Source organism: Exiguobacterium alkaliphilum 12/1, from assembly GCF_000714435.1.
Lineage (GTDB): Bacteria > Bacillota > Bacilli > Exiguobacteriales > Exiguobacteriaceae > Exiguobacterium > Exiguobacterium alkaliphilum.
Genome location: NZ_JJMW01000021.1, coordinates 1 through 18,050, shown reverse-complemented (window position 1 = coordinate 18,050; position 18,050 = coordinate 1). Strand labels below are relative to the sequence as shown.

23 protein-coding genes and 1 pseudogene are annotated in these 18,050 nt (G+C 48.6%); 9 read left to right on the top strand and 15 right to left on the bottom strand.

Going from position 1 to position 18,050, the window contains the following annotated elements:
• Nucleotides 1–9: 9 nt before the first annotated feature.
• Complete coding sequence (locus RT52_RS05115) at nucleotides 10–318, bottom strand: nucleotide pyrophosphohydrolase (RefSeq protein ID WP_024372055.1); 309 nt, start codon at nucleotides 316–318, stop codon at nucleotides 10–12.
• Nucleotides 315–1,964, bottom strand: coding sequence for a DUF2075 domain-containing protein (locus tag RT52_RS05110; protein ID WP_034815567.1), 1,650 nt, complete (start codon nucleotides 1,962–1,964; stop codon nucleotides 315–317). Before RT52_RS05110 ends, RT52_RS05115 begins: the two co-directional genes overlap by 4 nt.
• 122 nt (nucleotides 1,965–2,086) lie before the next feature.
• Between RT52_RS05110 and RT52_RS05105 the strand changes: the two genes are divergently transcribed.
• The 3 genes from RT52_RS05105 to RT52_RS05095 all read left to right on the top strand — a co-directional run bounded on the left by RT52_RS05105 (nucleotide 2,087) and on the right by RT52_RS05095 (nucleotide 4,756).
• Nucleotides 2,087–3,073 (top strand): LytTR family transcriptional regulator DNA-binding domain-containing protein, encoded by a 987-nt coding sequence (locus tag RT52_RS05105; RefSeq protein WP_034815564.1) that lies wholly within the window; start codon nucleotides 2,087–2,089, stop codon nucleotides 3,071–3,073.
• A 130-nt stretch (nucleotides 3,074–3,203) separates the two neighbouring features.
• The gene (locus RT52_RS05100; protein WP_034815562.1) at nucleotides 3,204–4,052 is read left to right on the top strand and encodes an ABC transporter ATP-binding protein; all 849 of its coding nucleotides are present in this window, start codon (nucleotides 3,204–3,206) and stop codon (nucleotides 4,050–4,052) included.
• Entirely contained in the window at nucleotides 4,049–4,756 is a 708-nt protein-coding gene (locus RT52_RS05095) for an ABC transporter permease (RefSeq protein WP_034815560.1), read from the top strand. The genes RT52_RS05100 and RT52_RS05095 overlap by 4 nt, the downstream gene beginning before the upstream one ends.
• A 335-nt stretch (nucleotides 4,757–5,091) precedes the next feature.
• Here RT52_RS05095 and RT52_RS05085 read toward each other — a convergent pair whose 3' ends face one another.
• The 5 genes and pseudogenes from RT52_RS05085 to groES all read right to left on the bottom strand — a co-directional run bounded on the left by RT52_RS05085 (nucleotide 5,092) and on the right by groES (nucleotide 9,706).
• The gene (locus tag RT52_RS05085) at nucleotides 5,092–5,529 is read right to left on the bottom strand and encodes a hypothetical protein (protein ID WP_034815558.1); all 438 of its coding nucleotides are present in this window, start codon (nucleotides 5,527–5,529) and stop codon (nucleotides 5,092–5,094) included.
• Nucleotides 5,530–5,538: 9 nt separating this feature from the next.
• Nucleotides 5,539–6,591: a hypothetical protein gene (locus RT52_RS05080; protein ID WP_034815556.1), complete on the bottom strand. Its 1,053-nt coding sequence runs from the start codon at nucleotides 6,589–6,591 to the stop codon at nucleotides 5,539–5,541.
• Nucleotides 6,588–7,514: an MvdC/MvdD family ATP grasp protein gene (locus tag RT52_RS05075; RefSeq protein ID WP_034815554.1), complete on the bottom strand. Its 927-nt coding sequence runs from the start codon at nucleotides 7,512–7,514 to the stop codon at nucleotides 6,588–6,590. Before RT52_RS05075 ends, RT52_RS05080 begins: the two co-directional genes overlap by 4 nt.
• A gap of 226 nt (nucleotides 7,515–7,740) precedes the next feature.
• A pseudogene (gene groL, locus RT52_RS05070) lies at nucleotides 7,741–9,382 on the bottom strand (chaperonin GroEL).
• 39 nt (nucleotides 9,383–9,421) lie between these two features.
• Nucleotides 9,422–9,706 carry a co-chaperone GroES gene (gene groES / locus RT52_RS05065; RefSeq protein WP_021065365.1) on the bottom strand — a complete coding sequence of 95 codons (285 nt, stop codon included), beginning with the start codon at nucleotides 9,704–9,706 and terminating at the stop codon, nucleotides 9,422–9,424.
• Between the two features lie 215 nt (nucleotides 9,707–9,921).
• On the opposite strand from groES, the gene RT52_RS05060 reads away from it, so the two are divergent.
• Both RT52_RS05060 and RT52_RS05055 read left to right on the top strand, forming a co-directional pair.
• Nucleotides 9,922–10,617 (top strand): CPBP family intramembrane glutamic endopeptidase, encoded by a 696-nt coding sequence (locus RT52_RS05060; protein ID WP_245175467.1) that lies wholly within the window; start codon nucleotides 9,922–9,924, stop codon nucleotides 10,615–10,617.
• A gap of 16 nt (nucleotides 10,618–10,633) precedes the next feature.
• Entirely contained in the window at nucleotides 10,634–10,843 is a 210-nt protein-coding gene (locus RT52_RS05055; RefSeq protein WP_029333739.1) for a YdiK family protein, read from the top strand.
• Nucleotides 10,844–10,883: 40 nt separating this feature from the next.
• Here the strand turns inward: RT52_RS05055 and RT52_RS05050 are convergent, their stop codons facing one another.
• Nucleotides 10,884–11,273 carry a hypothetical protein gene (locus tag RT52_RS05050; RefSeq protein WP_034815553.1) on the bottom strand — a complete coding sequence of 130 codons (390 nt, stop codon included), beginning with the start codon at nucleotides 11,271–11,273 and terminating at the stop codon, nucleotides 10,884–10,886.
• Complete coding sequence (locus tag RT52_RS05045; protein WP_156028777.1) at nucleotides 11,266–11,640, bottom strand: hypothetical protein; 375 nt, start codon at nucleotides 11,638–11,640, stop codon at nucleotides 11,266–11,268. The genes RT52_RS05050 and RT52_RS05045 overlap by 8 nt, the downstream gene beginning before the upstream one ends.
• Nucleotides 11,641–11,751: 111 nt before the next feature.
• On the opposite strand from RT52_RS05045, the gene RT52_RS05040 reads away from it, so the two are divergent.
• On the top strand, nucleotides 11,752–12,030 hold the full coding sequence (locus RT52_RS05040) for a putative periplasmic lipoprotein (protein ID WP_051690277.1): 279 nt from the start codon (nucleotides 11,752–11,754) through the stop codon (nucleotides 12,028–12,030).
• Nucleotides 12,031–12,054: 24 nt separating this feature from the next.
• On the opposite strand, the gene RT52_RS16440 is transcribed toward RT52_RS05040, so the two are convergent.
• The gene (locus RT52_RS16440) at nucleotides 12,055–12,213 is read right to left on the bottom strand and encodes a hypothetical protein (protein ID WP_024372064.1); all 159 of its coding nucleotides are present in this window, start codon (nucleotides 12,211–12,213) and stop codon (nucleotides 12,055–12,057) included.
• A gap of 117 nt (nucleotides 12,214–12,330) precedes the next feature.
• Here RT52_RS16440 and RT52_RS05030 point away from each other — a divergent pair, with 117 nt between their 5' ends.
• Entirely contained in the window at nucleotides 12,331–12,666 is a 336-nt protein-coding gene (locus RT52_RS05030) for a TM2 domain-containing protein (protein WP_152545862.1), read from the top strand.
• A 37-nt stretch (nucleotides 12,667–12,703) separates the two neighbouring features.
• Here RT52_RS05030 and RT52_RS05025 read toward each other — a convergent pair whose 3' ends face one another.
• The 5 genes from RT52_RS05025 to RT52_RS05005 all read right to left on the bottom strand — a co-directional run bounded on the left by RT52_RS05025 (nucleotide 12,704) and on the right by RT52_RS05005 (nucleotide 16,691).
• Nucleotides 12,704–13,288: an NADPH-dependent F420 reductase gene (locus RT52_RS05025; RefSeq protein ID WP_034815547.1), complete on the bottom strand. Its 585-nt coding sequence runs from the start codon at nucleotides 13,286–13,288 to the stop codon at nucleotides 12,704–12,706.
• Nucleotides 13,289–13,301: 13 nt separating this feature from the next.
• A complete protein-coding gene (locus RT52_RS05020) occupies nucleotides 13,302–13,775 on the bottom strand; it encodes a hypothetical protein (RefSeq protein ID WP_024372066.1) in 474 nt (157 codons plus the stop codon).
• 86 nt (nucleotides 13,776–13,861) lie between these two features.
• Nucleotides 13,862–14,674, bottom strand: a complete 813-nt coding sequence (locus RT52_RS05015) for an ABC transporter ATP-binding protein (RefSeq protein ID WP_034815546.1) — start codon at nucleotides 14,672–14,674, stop codon at nucleotides 13,862–13,864.
• Nucleotides 14,671–15,717 carry a FecCD family ABC transporter permease gene (locus tag RT52_RS05010; RefSeq protein WP_034815544.1) on the bottom strand — a complete coding sequence of 349 codons (1,047 nt, stop codon included), beginning with the start codon at nucleotides 15,715–15,717 and terminating at the stop codon, nucleotides 14,671–14,673. Before RT52_RS05010 ends, RT52_RS05015 begins: the two co-directional genes overlap by 4 nt.
• A complete protein-coding gene (locus RT52_RS05005) occupies nucleotides 15,714–16,691 on the bottom strand; it encodes a FecCD family ABC transporter permease (protein WP_034815542.1) in 978 nt (325 codons plus the stop codon). The genes RT52_RS05010 and RT52_RS05005 overlap by 4 nt, the downstream gene beginning before the upstream one ends.
• Nucleotides 16,692–16,819: 128 nt before the next feature.
• Between RT52_RS05005 and RT52_RS05000 the strand changes: the two genes are divergently transcribed.
• On the top strand, nucleotides 16,820–17,755 hold the full coding sequence (locus tag RT52_RS05000; protein ID WP_051690276.1) for an ABC transporter substrate-binding protein: 936 nt from the start codon (nucleotides 16,820–16,822) through the stop codon (nucleotides 17,753–17,755).
• An 84-nt stretch (nucleotides 17,756–17,839) separates the two neighbouring features.
• Complete coding sequence (locus tag RT52_RS04995; protein ID WP_034815538.1) at nucleotides 17,840–18,022, top strand: PspC domain-containing protein; 183 nt, start codon at nucleotides 17,840–17,842, stop codon at nucleotides 18,020–18,022.
• Nucleotides 18,023–18,050: the final 28 nt, after the last annotated feature.

Below are 18,050 nucleotides of genomic sequence, written 5' to 3'. Positions count from 1 at the left end.
GATTGCAACTTAGCCGTTCGGACTCGGATACTTCACCGCATTCTTCTGGAGCTTCTCTTCAATCGCCTGAGACACATCGATCCCTGCCGCATGGGCGAACGTGAGCGCGTAAATGAGGACATCCGCGAGTTCTTCTTTCATCTCGACTTGTTTCGTCTCGAGCGCTTCTTCGCTCGACACCCATTGGAACAACTCCAGCAGTTCACTCGCCTCGAGTGATAACGATAACGCCAAGTCTTTCGGGTTATGGTGGAACGCCCAATCGCGCTCGTCACGGAATTCAATCACTTTGTCCATCAGTCGTTGTATTTCGTTCATGTCTGTACCTTCTCTCTTTGAATGTGTAACAGCTCATCTCGCAACGCTTGATTGCTCGCATACAAATAAAGTCCTCGGACGCCCCGTTTCATCAACACATTGATGGAGTTCAATACGATCTGTTCTTTCGCTAACTCGACATCTTTGACACCGTCAATTCCTGCATACGCACCCGTATCTTTATAAAGATTTGTGTCGATCACCAAGCAATCCTTCGTCTCATCGTACGTCACCGAAGGACCTAACACGACGCCAACGTAATTCAAATCAAAGCCTTGAATTGTATAGATTGACCCGGCCTCGGCAATTGTCTCTGACTTCTCGGCCCACGTCGTCTTACCGCCCGTCGTATTCCACGGCAACTTATAGTTCCCGTTCGATTCATAGACGTAGTACGTTTCGCCGTCTTTCTTATGAATATAATCAAATGTTGAGACAACACGGCTCAATCCATGCAGCTTGTCTTGTTTCATAATCACTTGGTGCATCTCTTCTAACGTCTCAAAGATTCGTAACTCATACTCACTCGATTGCGGAAACGTTTTGATTTGTTTGGTTTTAAAGGCATCAATCCAATCGATGACATCCTTACCTGCCTGCATCCGGAACTGGTTTGTCAGCTGATACGTCTGTGCGACCTTCGCCTTCTGTTTGAATGATTCGAGCAATCCCTGATTCCATCGACTTTTCATTTTTAATACTTGATGTTGATCGAAGATGACAATCACAATCTTCGCACGTTTCATCAACTCCTCGAGATGATTCTCCGCCCGGAAATTGTTGTACGCATCCGACTTCGTCAACAGGAGATGCGCCTCGTCGACCAAGATGATATCAACCTTCTTATCTTTTAACTTGTTCAGGAGCGGCGTCGGTTTGACGAAGTTGACAGCCTTCAAGTGTTTGACTTGTTTGGCAATCCCTTTATACGTCTTCAGCATCTCCTCGTGATTGACGACCAGGTAGTTCTCCGTCTGATGCAGATTCGAACCCGCCTCGTTCGTCCGCGCTTGAATGGTATTGAAGATAGAACTGAGGACGACACTCTTGCCGACACCGGCCTCTCCTTCAATGACGTACAAGTCTCCATACGTGTCATCGGGCTTCGACTCCATAATCCGTTTCTCACAGAACTCGAGTACACGCTCTTTCAAGCCCATCTGTTCAACGGATAACTCTTTGAACGGTGACAATTTAAAGATGTCTTTGTTCTCGATGGCGTGCAGGTCGTTTTTGACGAGCCCTTCCTTATGTAGCACACCCCATAGCTCAGGAAACAGTTCATTATCATAGAACGATTTATTGTAATAATTGTGTGTGAAGTCGCTTGCCGTCTTGCTTTTGTTTTGTAAAGTGTACTTCTCGTCGCCTAAAAAGTAGTTAATCAACTTCGTCTCAAGATGGAACGTCGCCGATCGATTGAACGTCTCATGCTTCACGAGATTGATTTGGTCCACATTCTTCCGATCTGCTTGTTTCAGCTTCAGATGTTGTTTCATCCGTTTTTGAAAGTGTACCGTCTCCCCGATATACGCTTCCTTCTGTCCGTTCAAAATATAAATCACCGGATAGTTCAAATAATCGGCTGTCCGATCAATCTCATCTATACTCGTTTTATCAAATTCTAACGGAATGACCTCAATCATCTTCACCGACACACCCTTATCTAATTTCAAATTATCTCCAGTTTAGCATAATCTTATTCCAATTCGTTACTCAAGTCTTCTACGAATCAATGGTATAATCCCACTAAAAAGGGAGGGATTCGGTGCTTACGTTCAACAACGTCTCTGTTCGCCAACAAGACACGCTCATCCTTGAAAATATCTCGTTCACCATCAATCCGGGTGAAGTCGCTGCCATCCATTGCGGCGTCACTTCCCGGGAAATATTGTTCGCATTATTGACGGACTCGCACGCGAACTACTCGGGGACCATCGATACAACGAATCGCACGCTTTCGGTCTTCTCCATCCGTGATGGCTTATACGACCGGCTGACGGTCGAGGAATATTTGCGTTTCACGCACACGCTCTATGAATCAACGGAATCGCTGGATGCCGTCCTCCAAACCGTTCAACTCACCCCATACCGGAACAAACGATTGAATCGGCTCAGTCTGTCGCTCGTCCGGCGCGTCCAATATGCGGCGCTGCTCTTACATAATCGAGACATTTACGTTCTGGAAGAACCGGATCAAAACGTCGACCAAGAGACACGGCACTTGTTCGCGACCGTCTTGCTGCAACTGAAGCAACAACAAAAAGCCATCCTGCTTCTGACGAGCAACATGGAGAGTGCCCTGTTCGTCACGTCGACCGTCTATCGTATCGATCATCGGCATTTGCGCCTACTCGACGTGGAACCGGATGAACCGGATGCGAACGAAGACGTCACCCCTGACGTGATGCACGTCCGCTTCGAGAAGATTCCGACGAAAGTGAACGAGAAAATCGTCTTGCTCGACCCGCCTGAAATCGACTACATCGAAAGTCAAGACGGACAATCCGTATTACACAGTCAGTCCGAGCAGTTCCCGAGCGTCTTCACGATGAACGAGCTCGAAACTCGTCTGACCCCGTACGGCTTCTTCCGCTGTCATCGGTCGTACATCGTCAACCTTCAACGCGTGCGGGAAGTCATCACCTATACGAAGAACAGTTTCAGTCTCGTGCTCGATGATGCGGCGAAGACGACCATCCCGCTCTCGAAGACAAAAATGGCCGAATTGAAGACGATGATCGGGCTGAAATAGGCTCCATTCACCGTCCGATTCGCTCCACTCACTCCTCAAAAAGCGCCATTTATGGCCATTCTAATGCGCTTTCCTCTTCCTCTCGATATGATGAAAACAAGCAAGACGATATCGACGAGGAGGAACGAGAATGGACTCAATCATTCAAGTGAACGGATTAAAAAAGCTATTCGGCAATGAAGAGGCGTTGCGAGACGTGACGTTTTCTGTCGGCAAGGGAGAAGTGTTCGGCTTTCTTGGACCGAGTGGATCTGGGAAGACGACGACCATCAAAATCTTGACGTCGCAACTCGCGCAGACGTCAGGTGATGCGATTGTTTTCGGCGTCCCGGTCTCGGAGTTGAAACAAGAACAGTATCGGAAACGAATCGGTGTATTGACCGACAACAGCGGCCTATACACGCGCCTCTCCATCGAAGAAAACTTGCAACTCTATTGCGACCTGTATGACGAGCCACGTTCACGAATCGATGACGTAGTTCAGATGGTGAACTTGGCCGGAGAACGCAAAAAACGCATCTCCGCTTTATCGCGCGGGATGCTGCAACGGGTGACACTGGCCCGGGCGTTATTACATGAACCGGAGCTGTTGTTTTTAGATGAGCCGACGTCCGCACTCGATCCGGTCAACTCGCGCCACATCTATAAAGGAATCGAACGGTTGAAGGCAAAAGGGACGACCATCTTCTTGACGACGCATGACATGAACGAGGCAGAAGAACTGTGCGATCGCGTCGCGTTCTTGCATCAAGGGGAAATTCAACTCCTCGACGCCCCAAAACGATTGCGCCGGAAATATGCGAATGGCTCCATGCGCGTCGAACTGCATGACGGGGAAACGGTTGAATTGAAGCAAGGAAAAGACGGGGCCGACTGGCTCCATGCACAGATGCGCGACCAAAATATCGCGGCCATCCATTCGAACGAGCCAACGCTCGGGGATATCTTTATCGAAGTGACGGGGAGGAAATTATCATGACATTTTCAATGAAACGGGCACTCGCTATTTTCCAGAAAGACTACAAAGACTTGTCGCGGAACTTATTCGTCTCCTCGACGTTGATCATGCCGCTGTTCTTCGCCGTCTTCTATTCACAGCTCGGCGGCGGAGGTATCGACGTGACATACTTTGTCATCAACATCACGTTCAGCCTCGTCGCGACGTTCGTCCAGTGTGCTTTGATTGCCGAAGAGAAAGAAAAGAACACGCTCCGTGGACTGATGTTGTCGCCAGCGAGCACGCTCGACATCTTGCTCGGGAAAAGTGCGCTCACGTTCGTAACGACACTCGTTTTGATTGCAGCGTGCGCCTTTATCATGGGATACAGCCCTGCAAACCTGCTCGTCATCTCACTCGCACTCATCGTCTCGACGTTCTTTTATATCGGGATTGGGACGATTCTCGGACTGATTACAAAGACGGTCATGGAAGCTTCACTCATCGTCATGCCAGCGTTTTTCTTCTTCTCATTCTCGCCGATGCTATTGGTATACGAGGACCGTTTCTCTATCATCGGTTTACTCGAGTATTTGCCGAACATCGTCTTGATCGACCTCGCGCATCAAATCGAGGCCGGTGCTGGACTCGGTACTACATGGTTGGAGCTCGTGATTTTGTCTTCCTGGGCGCTTGTTGTGTTCGTTGGAAGTGTTGTGATGTATAACCGAAAACAGACGGATTAAATAAGAAAGGAGCGACGAATTGAATTGTCGCTCCTGCTATTTTTAAACAGTTAGTACAACTATCCTATTTGCTACATTCAACTCTTCTTCGTCAGCAAATTAATCAGTGTTTTTCTCGCCTCTGGATTTTTAGCTAATGCCAATGCGGCACCAATGACCCTGGCCAAAATCGATGCACCCATCCATCTCTTGAACTCCGAATCTTTTTGAAATGACTTATCCACCATTCTCTCAATCCGATCATTGAGTTTGTCTCTAGTTTCTTCCGTTAGGTTTTCGTCTTAGATTTGTTTGGAAAAGACATCTATTTTAAATTTAGTCTTATTTATTTCTCTTTAGTGAGTGTCATTATTTTCAAGTGTTCTCGTTACAATGGTTGTATCAGGTCCGTAAAACAATTGTATATTCGATTCGTCATCTATCTCAATTTCAAAAGTTCTTCTAGTCGTTTGAGGCCCAAATAATAAGACATCGAAATCTGAGTTTTCAACCGTGTTAGTTTCTAGAGTTGTTTCGGGGCCCAAAGTCAAAGATTCGACATCACTAGCTTCATTTGTTTTTGTAATTCTTGTAGTTTCAGGTCCCATATAATTAACATCCGAATTTTCAACAGTCTCTGTCACAATTGTTGTATCAGGACCTCTAAAAGTAATAGCCTTGATGTTCAAGTTTTTATCAAGATAATTAATTTGTGTTTTACTGTCATAAAATAAGTGAGTGGATTTTTGTATTACTGACTCCTCAATATAGGCTGCAATATAAGGCGATTTCATAAGAATTATTCACTCCTTCAACAATATGATTTCTATATTTTCAGATAGTTCATCATTCTTAATTTTAATTATACGTACTTTTTGACTTTTGTAAAAATCAAGTAGCTTTTTATATTCATTAATGATTTTACTACTTTCATCTGAAATCATAAGAAGCGTTTTGTATTCTTCGGATAATAACGCATTGTTTATCCTCTCAACTTGCTCTTCATTTCTTTTTAAAAAGAGATTTATATTTGGTTCAGATTTTAGATTAAAGAATGCCGATTCCACAGCAGATTCCTCGATAATAGTATTTTTTGGGTCCTTACTCATTTTCCAAGTATCAATGTTAGACGAAATTATAATGACCCCACTAAGGATAATTAACATAAACATATATTTTTCAATATTTTTTATAATACTTATACCCATAACGGATTCATTAACTGTGTTTTTCCATTCGTAAAAAAGTAATGCAACTAGTAAAATTCCTGGATTTTCGTTTTTACGTAAGCTACTTAGCAAGGTACGATTATATCCTTTTATTTTAATATAGGAATAACTTAAACAAATTATATTTACAAATAAATAGAATATACCAATTGTAAAAAATAGTTTATAAGATTCCAAGTATGAGGACAATTCGGTTATCTTTGGTGAATATAAAGGAAGAATAAAAGCAATTATAGCAATATAGGCTAAAAACTTATTAAATGTCTTGTTTTTTATGTTTACTTCTTCTGTGATTTTGAATAATATGAATTCCTTTTCAACTATTCGCCTCTCAGGCGACTTTAAATACAATTCTCTTAAATATTCATCGTACTCATCCCCATTTTTTTCTATGATTTCATGGTATTTTTGTACCTCATAAAGATCAAGAATATATAAAAATTTAAACCCTTCCTTATCGGTATAGGTGAATAAATAAAAACTTTTAGTTCCTAGATTAAAACTCAATAATGAATATCGAATTTTTTTAGGTTCTTTAGTTATTTTGTTAAATTTTGAGTCGTCCGTGATTCTAATAACAGGGCTAAAAGACAAAATTTTAAATAAACTATACTGTAATTTTTTCATGTTTTTTTACCCAACAAATTATCTATTAAGGCGTCAGAAATTTTTAAATTCAATTCTTCTTCTAACCATAGCCATTGTCCATTTGCATTCAACTCGAGAAAGATATACTCACCTTCGTGGACAATGAAATCGAACGCCGCAAAATTTAGTTTCAAAAGCTTCATCATTTTTATACATTTATCACTAATATCAGCTGGTACTCGTAAAGTACTATATTGTAGTATTGAACTTTCTTTTCTCCAATCAACCTTGTCTGTAGAATCTATTCTTACACCAAATAGTTTATCCCCGACAATAGTTAATCTAACTTCGTAGTCTTTACTAATATACGATTGAAAATATGCAGGGGAATAGTCTAAATCGCAGAACGAAGTTTCTCTATCTACTAGATTCGTCTGAATAAATCCAATCGTGTCCTCTCCAATAATTTTGCCAAAAGAAATAGGCTTAACTATTGTTTGATCGTCGCTACAAAATGACATTGCAGATATATTTGAATTAGTAATTAACGAACGAGGTAGCCTGAATCCTAATTCACCAGCCAGTTTCATTTGTACAATTTTATTATCTGCTTTTCTTAAAATCGAAGGACGTGTAATAGCATATTTTCCTGTGGTTTCTGCAATACCTTCTATTACAGTAAGCATTTCTCTATGCATTAAAGGTATATAACGAGGTGCATACTCACTTAAAGAAGGCATAGATATTTTTCTATAGTACAACGAGCCACACTTAGATAAATTGATGCGGGAAGATTGATCTTTGTACTCTATAATTGTACCTTCTGCAGTAATAATAATTTTATAGTCTTGAAAATAGTCCGTATTAAATCTAAAAAAATTGATTTCATGACTACTGTATTTATTGATTAGATAATCTACTGTCAAATCAATACTGTTTGTAATTATGAAAATATTCTTCATACCAAATTCTCCTAAATGATAATTTACTTTCTCAATTTTAATTACAGTACATTACAATACTATTATATAACTTTAATTTCTTATTATGATAAATAATTGGTTAATAAAGAAGTGATTTTATAATAATATACATATTATAACTTAAAAAACTTGTGAATAAAAAACAACACAAAAAAGGGAGAAGCTTTATATTTCAAGCTTCTCCCTTCAACTATTAAGAACAGACTTACATCATGCCGCCCATTCCACCCATGCCGCCCATGTCAGGCATGCCGCCACCAGCGCCTGCTGGTTCTGGCTTGTCTGCGATGACCGCTTCTGTCGTGAGGAACATGGCTGATACGGATGCTGCGTTTTGAAGCGCTGAGCGCGTCACTTTCGCCGGATCGACGATTCCGTGTGCGATCATGTCGACGTACTCGCCAGTCGCGGCGTTATAGCCGATACCGACCGATTCGTTCTTGAGCTTCTCGACGATGACCGAACCTTCTTCGCCTGCGTTTTCCGCGATTTGACGGACGGGTGCTTCGAGGGCACGGAGGACGAGTTTCACACCTGTCGCTTCATCCGCTGTCACTTCTCCAAGCAACGCACGAACCGCTGGGATGACGTTGATGAACGCCGTACCACCACCTGCGACGATACCTTCTTCGACGGCTGCACGTGTCGCGTTGAGCGCGTCTTCGATGCGGAGCTTGCGTTCTTTGAGTTCAGTCTCTGTCGCTGCGCCGACTTTGACGACGGCTACGCCGCCTGCGAGTTTCGCGAGACGCTCTTGGAGTTTCTCCCGGTCGAAGTCAGATGACGTCTCTTCGATTTGGTTGCGAATCGTTTGAACGCGTGCTTTGATCGTTGCTTCGTCTCCAGCACCTTCGACAATCGTTGTCGTGTCTTTCGTGACGACGACTTTCGACGCGCGTCCGAGCTGTTGAAGTGATGCCGACTTGAGCTCGAGGCCGAGGTCTTCTGTGATGACTTGGCCGCCTGTGAGCGTCGCGAGGTCTTCGAGCATCGCTTTACGACGATCGCCGAAGCCTGTGTGCCTTGACCGCGACCGCGTTGAACGTACCACGGAGCTTGTTCAAGACGAGTGTCGCGAGCGCATCGCCTTCGATGTCTTCCGCAACGATGAGGATTGGTTTCCCTTGTTGCACGACTTGCTCGAGCACTGGAATGATTTCTTGGATGTTCGAGATCTTCTTATCGGTGATCAAGATGAACGGGTTGTCGAGTACCGCTTCCATCTTGTCTGAGTCTGAGATCATGTATGGTGAAAGATATCCACGGTCGAACTGCATCCCTTCGACGACGTCGAGTTCTGTCGTGAAGCCGCGTGACTCTTCAATCGTGATGACGCCGTCGTTGCCGACGCGCTCCATCGCTTCTGCGATTAACTCGCCGACTTCTTCGTCCGCTGCCGAGATAGCTGCGACTTGCGCGATCGCTTCTTTCGACTCGATCGGTTTTGAAATCTCTTTCAACTCTTCGAGCGCACGACGGACCGCTTTATCAATCCCTTTACGGAGGATCATCGGGTTCGCGCCCGCTGTCACGTTCTTCAACCCTTCACGAATCATCGCTTGAGCGAGGACTGTCGCTGTCGTCGTACCGTCCCCTGCGACTTCGTTCGTCTTCGACGCAACTTCGGCAACGAGCTTAGCGCCCATGTTTTCGAAGTGGTCTTCAAGTTCGATTTCTTTTGCGATTGTGACGCCGTCATTCGTGATGAGCGGTGAGCCGAACTTCTTCTCGAGGACGACGTTGCGTCCTTTCGGTCCGATTGTGACTTTTACTGCGTCAGCGAGTGCGTCGACACCGCGGAGCATCGCGTGACGTGCGTCTTCTGAGAATTTGATTTCTTTTGCCATTGTTCATTTCCCCCTAAACAAGTTTTTGAAGAATGGTGCTTAGCCTACGATTGCTAGAATGTCGCTCTCGCGAACGATTAAGTATTCTTTACCTTCATGCTTCACTTCGGTACCCGCATATTTCGAGTAGATGACCAAATCATTTTCTTTGACGTCGAGCGCGATTCGCTCCCCTTGGTCCGTGACGCGGCCAGTGCCGACTGCGAGGACACGTCCTTGTTGCGGCTTCTCTTTCGCCGTGTCAGGAAGGACGATGCCTCCGATCGTCTTTTCTTCTTTCTCCACGACTTCGATGATGACGCGATCGCCTAGTGGTTTTAACATAGAAAAAACCTCCTCCGAATATGAATGATGTATCGTTGAATCGTAAGTTATTAGCACTCAGTAAAAAGGAGTGCTAACATTGATTAGTGTAGTATGAGACGCCTAAAATTGCAAGAGGGGAACATCGGAAAATTGCTCTCACTCGCGGTCAAGAGACCTTATTTGATACAATGGTCAAAAGGAACGCTTACTCTTGTGATTAAGGACGTGTTGAATTGGCCACACTAAACTCAAACCAATCGATAAATACCCGTTTTTCGATGGCGCCTAACATTCGGATTCGGCACATCATCCCGATTCTCTTATACGCCTTCGTGCAGTTTTTCCCTGTGCTCATCAACGAAGTCCGGCCGGAATGGATCACGCCGACGTCGACGGGCCTCTGGTTCGCCATCGGCTTCAGCTTGACGATCGTCATCTCGTTCTTCCTGCTCTGGCCAGACTTGAAGCTATATAAACAGCAAGGCATCCAGTCGAACCTGAACGACACGGTCAAATGGATCGGGCTCGGGATTCTCATGCAGTACGGGCTCGTCATCGTCGCCAACTTGATTGAGACGGCCATCACCGGTGAAATGGTCGCCTCGGAGAATACAGAACGGATCGCGGATATTGTCCGACTCGTTCCTGTCATGACATTATCGGTCGTCTTGCTCGGACCGATTATCGAAGAGATTCTCTTCCGTCATATCTTGTTCGGCAACTTGAGCGCCCGGTTCGGCTTCTGGATCGCCTTCGGTGTCAGCTCTGTCTTGTTCGCACTCATCCATGATGACAACCGTTTCCTCGTGTACGTCGCGATGAGCTTCGCCTTCACGGTCGCCTATGCGAAGACGCGTCGCTTAATCGTTCCGATTGCGATTCATGCGTTCAACAACGCGCTCGTCATGGTCGCCCTATTATTGATGTAGAAATGAGGTGGCACGTATGCCGCGACACTTAAAAATCATGCTGACGTTCAGCTTATCTTTCGGGATCTTGTTCACGGTCCTCGCCTACTACTCGGTACAAGAGTACGGTTTCAGCTTCTGGACGTACTTCATCATCGCCGTAGCCGCGTATGACTTCTTCAAGGTGTATCAAATCTTGACGCTCGCCCGAAAAGCGAAAAAAGAAAAGACCGATAAATCGGCATAAAAACATCCCAAGCGACGGTGTCGCTTGGGATTTTCTATAGTCATATTTCCTTGGATGGATTCATCAGGTCGTTTCGATAGACGTCTCGCATGAGTAAGCCACCAATCGTCAAGCCCCGATACACGAATAAACCACCGAGTGCGACGAACACGGTTTCAGCAGTCGGAAGGATTCGCAGGTCGAATAAAAGCCCGACAATCAAGACGAGCAGGAAAGACAAGACGACGAACGACACCGTCTTCTCGTTCAGTTCGTTCATGATGCTCGTTTTCGACTCGTCCGAAAGTCGCTTCACTTGTTGACTGTAATAGGAATAGACGGTGATCCCGAGACCCGTGACCGCGACGAGCGCGTATTGTTCGAGCCAAAAGTCGAGGCCAATCAGCACCAGCCACATCACGAGTAACCCTTTGAATACGTTCTTATTCATCTTTCGCCTCCCGCTCGTACGCATGGAGCTCATTCATCAAAAACAGTCCTTTTGTCGCAAACAAATAGGTCAGTGCGGTCAAGGCAAGGTCCTGAGTCGGGATCGTCACTAGCGTCGCACCAAATCCAATCAAATACATTACCACGAATACGAGGATAGCGACGAGCCACGTCTTCTCACTCGAGCGCCAAAGTAGACGATTCTTTACCGAGGTCGCATACTCTCCCGTTTTTAGGCGTTGCCGACGATAAAACAACACACTCGCGATGAGAAACAATAGACCCGCGGACACACCGAAAACAGTGCCCGCCATCACTAACCCGATTCCAATCGCAAAGGCCAACTTCCGTCCATTCACTTGCCCCACCCCCTCTCACCCTCTATACGAAGAAGCCGTCGACAAGTTTCATTCGCTTTGAAAACAAAATCACCATACGTTATAGTTGATAGATAAACTATCAAAAAAAGGGGTATTATGATGAAGAAGTCTATATTCGCCATCCTCGCCTCCGTCTTTCTCGTCGCCTGTTCGGACGCCGACACGTTGGCCACATACGAAGAGTATGGCGTGCTCGCGGAGACGATCGAAATCGCGAACTATGAACCGAAAGTCGAGACGGACAACGATGGCAACCGCGTCATTTTGTTCTATGAAGGTGAGCGCCCTGTTTATAAGAGCGTGTATGTCAAAAAAGAGCGCCACCTAAAAGTCATCTCTACGAATGACGAGGCGATGCTCTATAACGATTCTCTCTAGAGTCCCCCGTGTATGGGGATTTTTCTATAACACGATGAACCCGACCGTCAGTAGGCCGTACATGAAACCGAGCACGATGACGCTGATGGCGATCGTTTTATACTGCGGGTACTTATGTAAGACGACCGCTCCCGCGATGACGTGGATGAACGCGACGATGAACGTCAAAATGGCAAAGCCCATAGCTGTCTCCTTCTCTGACCCATCATTTTTAGAAAATCATGGAAAAAGATACTGTTTCAATTTATAATGAAGCACGAACTCATTTTATCAAACTTCATGCGAAAGAAGGGACTTATCTTGAATTATTCTCGAATGGATTTGACCACCCAAGAGATGCAACTCGTCAACAGCGAGGTCGAGAAACGCAAACGCAACCTCGTCGTCGCCTACTTGCTCTGGTTCTTCCTCGGGGCGTTCGGTGCCCACCGTTTTTATTTTGGGAAAATTGGCTCAGGCGTCGCCATGCTCCTCATCGTCGTCTTGACGCTCGGGCTCGGTGCAATCATCTCAGGTATCTGGGCACTCGTCGATGCGTTCCTCATGCCGGGTTGGCAACGGACTGACATCGACCGCATCGAACGGGAAACGATTGAACTCCTGCAAACGCGAAACGACCGTTATACGGGCTTTTAAAACGACCGGGACGAAGATTCGTCCTGGTCGCTTTTGGTTAAAAACTATTCTCTTTCAAGTAGAATGCAAAGTTCCGATGCTTCCGTTCCTTCGTCGCGTAATGAATCCATAGCCACGCGAGCGACTCGAGCTCACGCGCGAGCTTCAAGTGTCTGAGCGTATGGGCGTCAAAACCGATTTTCGCAGCGAGGTCTTGCACGGCCCGGACCGACTCCTGCTCGTCGCCGGCGATGAACATCATCGACTTGTTCGGATTCTCGAGATTCTCGACGCCCGTCTGGTTGAACGCCTTGACGATACGGACGTGCGGGGCGAGTTCTTGCAGATGCTCGGCCCCAGATTTCCCTTCCGGCCGCTCGATGGCGTCAAACTCTTTAGCGATTGGATTCGTCACGTCGATGACGATTTTGTCGTCCAAGTCTCGTAGCGATTGAATCAAGTCGACCGCGGCCGCGAACGGCGTCGTCAACAATAAAACCTGCGCATTCGACGCCACGTCTTGGAGCGACATCGTCCCCTCGCGCTCCGAGCGCGTCCCATACAACACTTCATATCCGACGTCCTCGAACTTGCGTCCGAGCGTCCGACCGACTTTACCGGCTCCTAATATCCCAATCTTCATATACAACTCCCCTTCACAGTTCTTCGTCTGTCCGTGTCACCGTGCCACCGAGTTCGGCGGCGAGCCCATCGAGCACCGAATGATCAAACTCCTCCCCGATACCCATCACACCCGTCTGTCCCGGCTCGATGTTGCCGACCGTCCGTTTGAACGTCTCTTGAATGCTTTGGACGTGCTTCAAATCTTTCGTCCCGCCAATGAGTCCGCCCGTGAGCGTCCCGAACAAGATTCCGAACGGTCCTCCGAGAATCCCGACCGCCATCCCGATCAAGGCACCTTTCGTGGACTTGTTCGTCGGTGTCAGTTGGACGGCGTCCTCGAACGAGAACGCCCCATTGTCCTCACGCTTGATGACGACGAGCTGTTCGAACCCGATCAGCCCTTCGGCGTGATACTTCTTCAACTTACTGAACGCTTGATACGAGACCGACTCCTCTGGAAACGTGAACGTGACGATGTGGTACGACTGCTTTTCCTTCTTCGCCATATCGGCTCCTCCTTTGACAGGACCAGGTGACACATACTTTCTCTTACCCTTCCCCGGCTTCCGACGAAAAAAACCTAGTCCAAAGACTAGGTCGTGGGCGGTCGCTTCTCATTCAGCTCGTAATGCGAATATGGGATACAGAGCGGTGTGCCGTAGAGCGGGTCTTCCGTCACGACGACCTTCAACCCGAAGACGTCCTGCATGAACATTTCGTCGACAACATCGTTCGGGCTCCCTTCCCGATAGACGTTCCCGTCTGCGAGCGCGATGACGTGGTCGGCGTAACGACAGGCGAGATGCAAGTCGTGGAGCACCATGACGATTGTCTTGCCCTCTAACCGGTTCAGTCGGTACATCGAGTCGAGAATCTCGATTTGATGCGACATGTCGAGGTATGTCGTCGGTTCATCGAGTAGAATCGTCTCCGACTCTTGGGCTAAGGCGAGTGCGATCCAGACGCGTTGCTTTTGTCCGCCCGATAAATTGCTGACGAGCGTATCCCGAAGCGAGACCGTGTCCGTGAAGGCAAGTGCCCGCTCGACAGCGCGTTCGTCGTCTTCGGAGTAACGCTTGAAGAACGTCTGATACGGATAGCGGCCGAAGCGGACAAGCTGTTCGACGGTCAATCCGTCCGGTGCGACGTTCACCTGTGGCATGAACGCCATGAGCCGGGCCGCCTCTTTCGCCCGATACGCAACGAGTGGCTTGTCACGGAACGAAATCGTCCCACCTAACGCGTCCCGTTGCCTCGCGAGCGTCGAGAGGAGCGTCGACTTGCCACATCCGTTCGCACCGAGCAGCACCGTGATTTTCCCGTGTGGAATCGAGAACGTCAGCCCGTCGAGCACCGTCTTCTGTTCGTAGCCGATGGCGACTTGTTGTAAATCGAATGTATTCATCTCATGCTTCCTTTCATCATGCGGCGAAGTAAATAGAAGAAGTACGGCGCGCCAATCACGGCCGTCATGACACCGGTCCGGAGCTCATACGGATAAAAGATCGTCCGGGCGATCACATCGGCCAAGACGACGATGATGGCACCAACGAGAAGCGTCGCCCAAACGTAAGGCAGCTTCAAGCCTTGACGGGCGATGTGCGGTGCCATCAGTCCGACGAAGCCAATCGCTCCGACGAACGCGACCCCAATCCCGGCAAGCAGACACGACAACAACAGCGTACCGCGCTGCGTGCCCCGGACCGGGACGCCGATGCTCGTCGCGACCGCCTCGCTAATATGGAGCGGCCGGACATGTCGTTCAATCAAAAAGGCAGCGAGTAGAAACAGAATCGCGAGCGGCACCAGGATTTTCAATTGATTCCATGTCGCCGCATAGACGGTGCCGGTGAGCCATTGTTGGATGTCGTTCTTCCGATACACATTCGAGGCGAGCATCATGAACTGGACAATCCCTTGCGAGAAGATGCTGATCCCGATTCCAATTAACGCGAGTCGGACCGGCGGGACGCCCCGTTTCAATAGATAAAACAAGAATGCACCGACCGTCAACGCCCCTGCGAACGAGGCAAACGGGATATAGGCGAGCGGGACGGACAATTGGTTCGTCCGCTCATCGGTGAAGACAGTGAAAAACGTCGCCGTCGCCACCCCGGCCCCGCCGACGATGCCGAAAATCTCCGGCGACGCGAGCTCGTTTTTAATCGTGAGCTGCAACAAGTGTCCACTGACCGCGAGACACGCTCCAGCCGTGATGGCCATCAGGACGCGTGGCATCCGGAACTCGAATACGACGAGCTCGGCGAACGCGTCACCCGAACCGAGAAAGAGTGACCCGAGCGACCATGGGGTCAAAAAAGTGTCCCCGATGGCGAGTCCCAAATAGAAGGCGATGAACAGGCCGGTAAGGAGCGCGACCGCTAGCACGATTTCCCGTCTCCGGAGCGTGAACGAGAACGGGCCTTTTCGAAAACTGTATGATTTCATGATTTAAAGACTCCTTGTCTGGCGCTGACGAGATAGATGAAGAAGGCGCCTCCGATGACGGCAAGGACGACACCGACCGTCACTTCGCGTGGGAATAGAATGATGCGCCCGAGGATGTCCGCACTGAGGAGCAGCACGCTACCAATGACGGCGCTACCAGCGAGTCGTGCGAAGAACGCCGTCCCGAATAGATAGCGTGCGAGATGCGGCGCGAGCAAACCGACGAACGCGATCGGCCCCGCGAGCGCGACCCCGAACGCCGACAAGACGACGGCGAGCGTGACGGCGACGAACTTGATGACCCCGACGTTTTGACCGAGCGAGCGGGCAACCTGGTCACCGAGCGACAGCGTCTCAAGCTCTTTACTGATGAGGAGGACACAAAGGCTCGCGACAACCACCCATGGCAATAACGTCGTGACGAGTTCGAGCGAGCGTCCTGCGACCGAACCGGTCAACCAAAACAACACTTCATCGAGCGCCCCTTCCTCGTACGCAATAATCGACTGTGTGAACGAGCTGAACAGCGCCGCAAGTGACGCCCCGGCGAGTGTCATGTACATGACGTTGCCCCCATTCGCGCTGAGCAGATAGACGATGACACCGGCGATCAAGGCTCCAACGAGCGCGGCCGATGTGAACGAGGCGATGCTACTGAAGCCGAACAGTGTCGCGAGGACGATCGCAAAGCTTGCGCCGGCGTTGACGGCCAAGATGTCGGGTGATGCGAGCGGATTGCGCGTGACGAGCTGAAAGATCAAGCCCGCGAGCCCGAGGACGCTTCCAACGAGCAGTGCGACGACAGTGCGCGGAATACGGTTATCCTCGAGCGCAATCCGTGCTTGCGAGGACGTGTCACTCCCGAGCGCGACGACATCCTGATGACTGACCGAGATGACGCCGACACGTAAGCTGATGTAACCCAATATAGGCAATAGCACGATCAAGATAAATAGTTTGATCCATGGTCTCATAATTTCCTCACTTCTTTCCTTTACTACCATAGCAAAATCTCGTTGTCAGAAAAAGGGGTTGACATTGAGAATCATTATCACTTATAGTCGGAGAGGAAATCTTACTAGACAGAGGAGACTTTATACATATGAAAAAGTTTGCGTTAGCATTACTCACGCTCTGCCTCACGGTCGTCCTCGCTGCATGCGGCGGGTCGGAAGAGACGAATAACTCGAACGAGTCAGCAGAAACAGAGACGCGCACGATTGAGCACGCCATGGGCACGGCTGAGGTACCGGTCGAACCGAAACGTGTCGTCGTCTTGACGAACGAAGGGACCGAGGCGCTCATCGCCCTCGGCGTCAAACAAGTCGGTGCCGTCAAATCATGGAACGGTGACCCATGGTATCCACACATCGAGACAGAGATGACGGATGTGACCGAAGTCGGGACGGAGAGCGAGGTCAACCTCGAAGCGATCGCGAAACTCGAGCCGGACCTCATCATCGGGACGAAGCTCCGCCAAGAGAACATCTACGACAAGTTGAACGCCATCGCACCGACGGTCATGTCGGAGACGCTCAAAGGCGACTGGCAAGAAAACTTCGCACTCTATGCGAACGCCCTCAACCTTGAGGACAAAGGGAACGACGTCTTGGCTGACTACGCGCAGCACGTCGAAGACACGAAAGCCGAGCTCGGCGACGCCGTGAACAAAGAACTCTCGGTCGTGCGCTTCCTTCCTGGCGCGTCACGCATCTACTTCACAGACAGCTTCTCAGGTGTCATCTTGGGCGATGTCGGCGTCAAACGCCCAGCGTCACAAGACCGCACCGAGTTCGCTGAAGAGATCACGATGGAACGCATCCCAGAGATGGACGGCGACCATATCGTCTACTTCACATACGGTGGAGCAGATGGATCGAAGACAGCCGAAGAGTGGCAGTCGAACCAACTTTGGAAAGACCTCGCCGCCGTCAAGGCAGGCGAAGTGACCGAAGTGAGCGACGACACGTGGAACACATCAGGCGGCGTCTTGTCAGCCAACGAAGTGCTCGACGAACTCGTCACCATCTTGAAATAAGCGAAAGCGCGCCAAATCGGCGCGCTTTTTGTTGTCGTCATATGGTAAAATTTTCATATCATAGTTGAGATAGGAGCCACGCTTATGCAACGTCCGCTTCGAAAATCTGCCACGAACCGCTCACTCTTTGGTGTCTGCGGCGGCATCGCTGAATACTTTGACTTGTCCCCGCTCGGCGTTCGTCTGCTCTTTTTAATCGTGCCGGGGAACGTCCTCATCTACATGATTCTCGCCAACTCGATGAAGGACGCCCCACGCTATCTATAAAAAAACTCGGAAGCCGCGGCTCCCGAGT

Bases quoted from the DNA above. Each gene is read 5' to 3' on its own strand.
- RT52_RS05095 (WP_034815560.1), top strand. From the start codon at position 4,049: ATGACATTTTCAATGAAACGGGCACTCGCTATTTTCCAGAAAGACTAC.
- RT52_RS04995 (WP_034815538.1), top strand. From the start codon at position 17,840: ATGCAACGTCCGCTTCGAAAATCTGCCACGAACCGCTCACTCTTTGGT.
- RT52_RS05075 (WP_034815554.1), bottom strand. From the start codon at position 7,514: ATGAAGAATATTTTCATAATTACAAACAGTATTGATTTGACAGTAGAT.
- RT52_RS05115 (WP_024372055.1), bottom strand. From the start codon at position 318: ATGAACGAAATACAACGACTGATGGACAAAGTGATTGAATTCCGTGAC.
- RT52_RS05025 (WP_034815547.1), bottom strand. From the start codon at position 13,288: ATGAAGATTGGGATATTAGGAGCCGGTAAAGTCGGTCGGACGCTCGGA.
- RT52_RS16440 (WP_024372064.1), bottom strand. From the start codon at position 12,213: ATGGGCTTTGCCATTTTGACGTTCATCGTCGCGTTCATCCACGTCATC.
- RT52_RS05050 (WP_034815553.1), bottom strand. From the start codon at position 11,273: ATGAATAAGAACGTATTCAAAGGGTTACTCGTGATGTGGCTGGTGCTG.
- RT52_RS05000 (WP_051690276.1), top strand. From the start codon at position 16,820: ATGAAAAAGTTTGCGTTAGCATTACTCACGCTCTGCCTCACGGTCGTC.
- RT52_RS05040 (WP_051690277.1), top strand. From the start codon at position 11,752: ATGAAGAAGTCTATATTCGCCATCCTCGCCTCCGTCTTTCTCGTCGCC.
- RT52_RS05110 (WP_034815567.1), bottom strand. From the start codon at position 1,964: ATGATTGAGGTCATTCCGTTAGAATTTGATAAAACGAGTATAGATGAG.
- RT52_RS05085 (WP_034815558.1), bottom strand. From the start codon at position 5,529: ATGAAATCGCCTTATATTGCAGCCTATATTGAGGAGTCAGTAATACAA.
- RT52_RS05055 (WP_029333739.1), top strand. From the start codon at position 10,634: ATGCCGCGACACTTAAAAATCATGCTGACGTTCAGCTTATCTTTCGGG.
- RT52_RS05005 (WP_034815542.1), bottom strand. From the start codon at position 16,691: ATGAGACCATGGATCAAACTATTTATCTTGATCGTGCTATTGCCTATA.
- RT52_RS05015 (WP_034815546.1), bottom strand. From the start codon at position 14,674: ATGAATACATTCGATTTACAACAAGTCGCCATCGGCTACGAACAGAAG.
- groES (WP_021065365.1), bottom strand. From the start codon at position 9,706: ATGTTAAAACCACTAGGCGATCGCGTCATCATCGAAGTCGTGGAGAAA.
- RT52_RS05100 (WP_034815562.1), top strand. From the start codon at position 3,204: ATGGACTCAATCATTCAAGTGAACGGATTAAAAAAGCTATTCGGCAAT.
- RT52_RS05020 (WP_024372066.1), bottom strand. From the start codon at position 13,775: ATGGCGAAGAAGGAAAAGCAGTCGTACCACATCGTCACGTTCACGTTT.
- RT52_RS05010 (WP_034815544.1), bottom strand. From the start codon at position 15,717: ATGAAATCATACAGTTTTCGAAAAGGCCCGTTCTCGTTCACGCTCCGG.
- RT52_RS05080 (WP_034815556.1), bottom strand. From the start codon at position 6,591: ATGAAAAAATTACAGTATAGTTTATTTAAAATTTTGTCTTTTAGCCCT.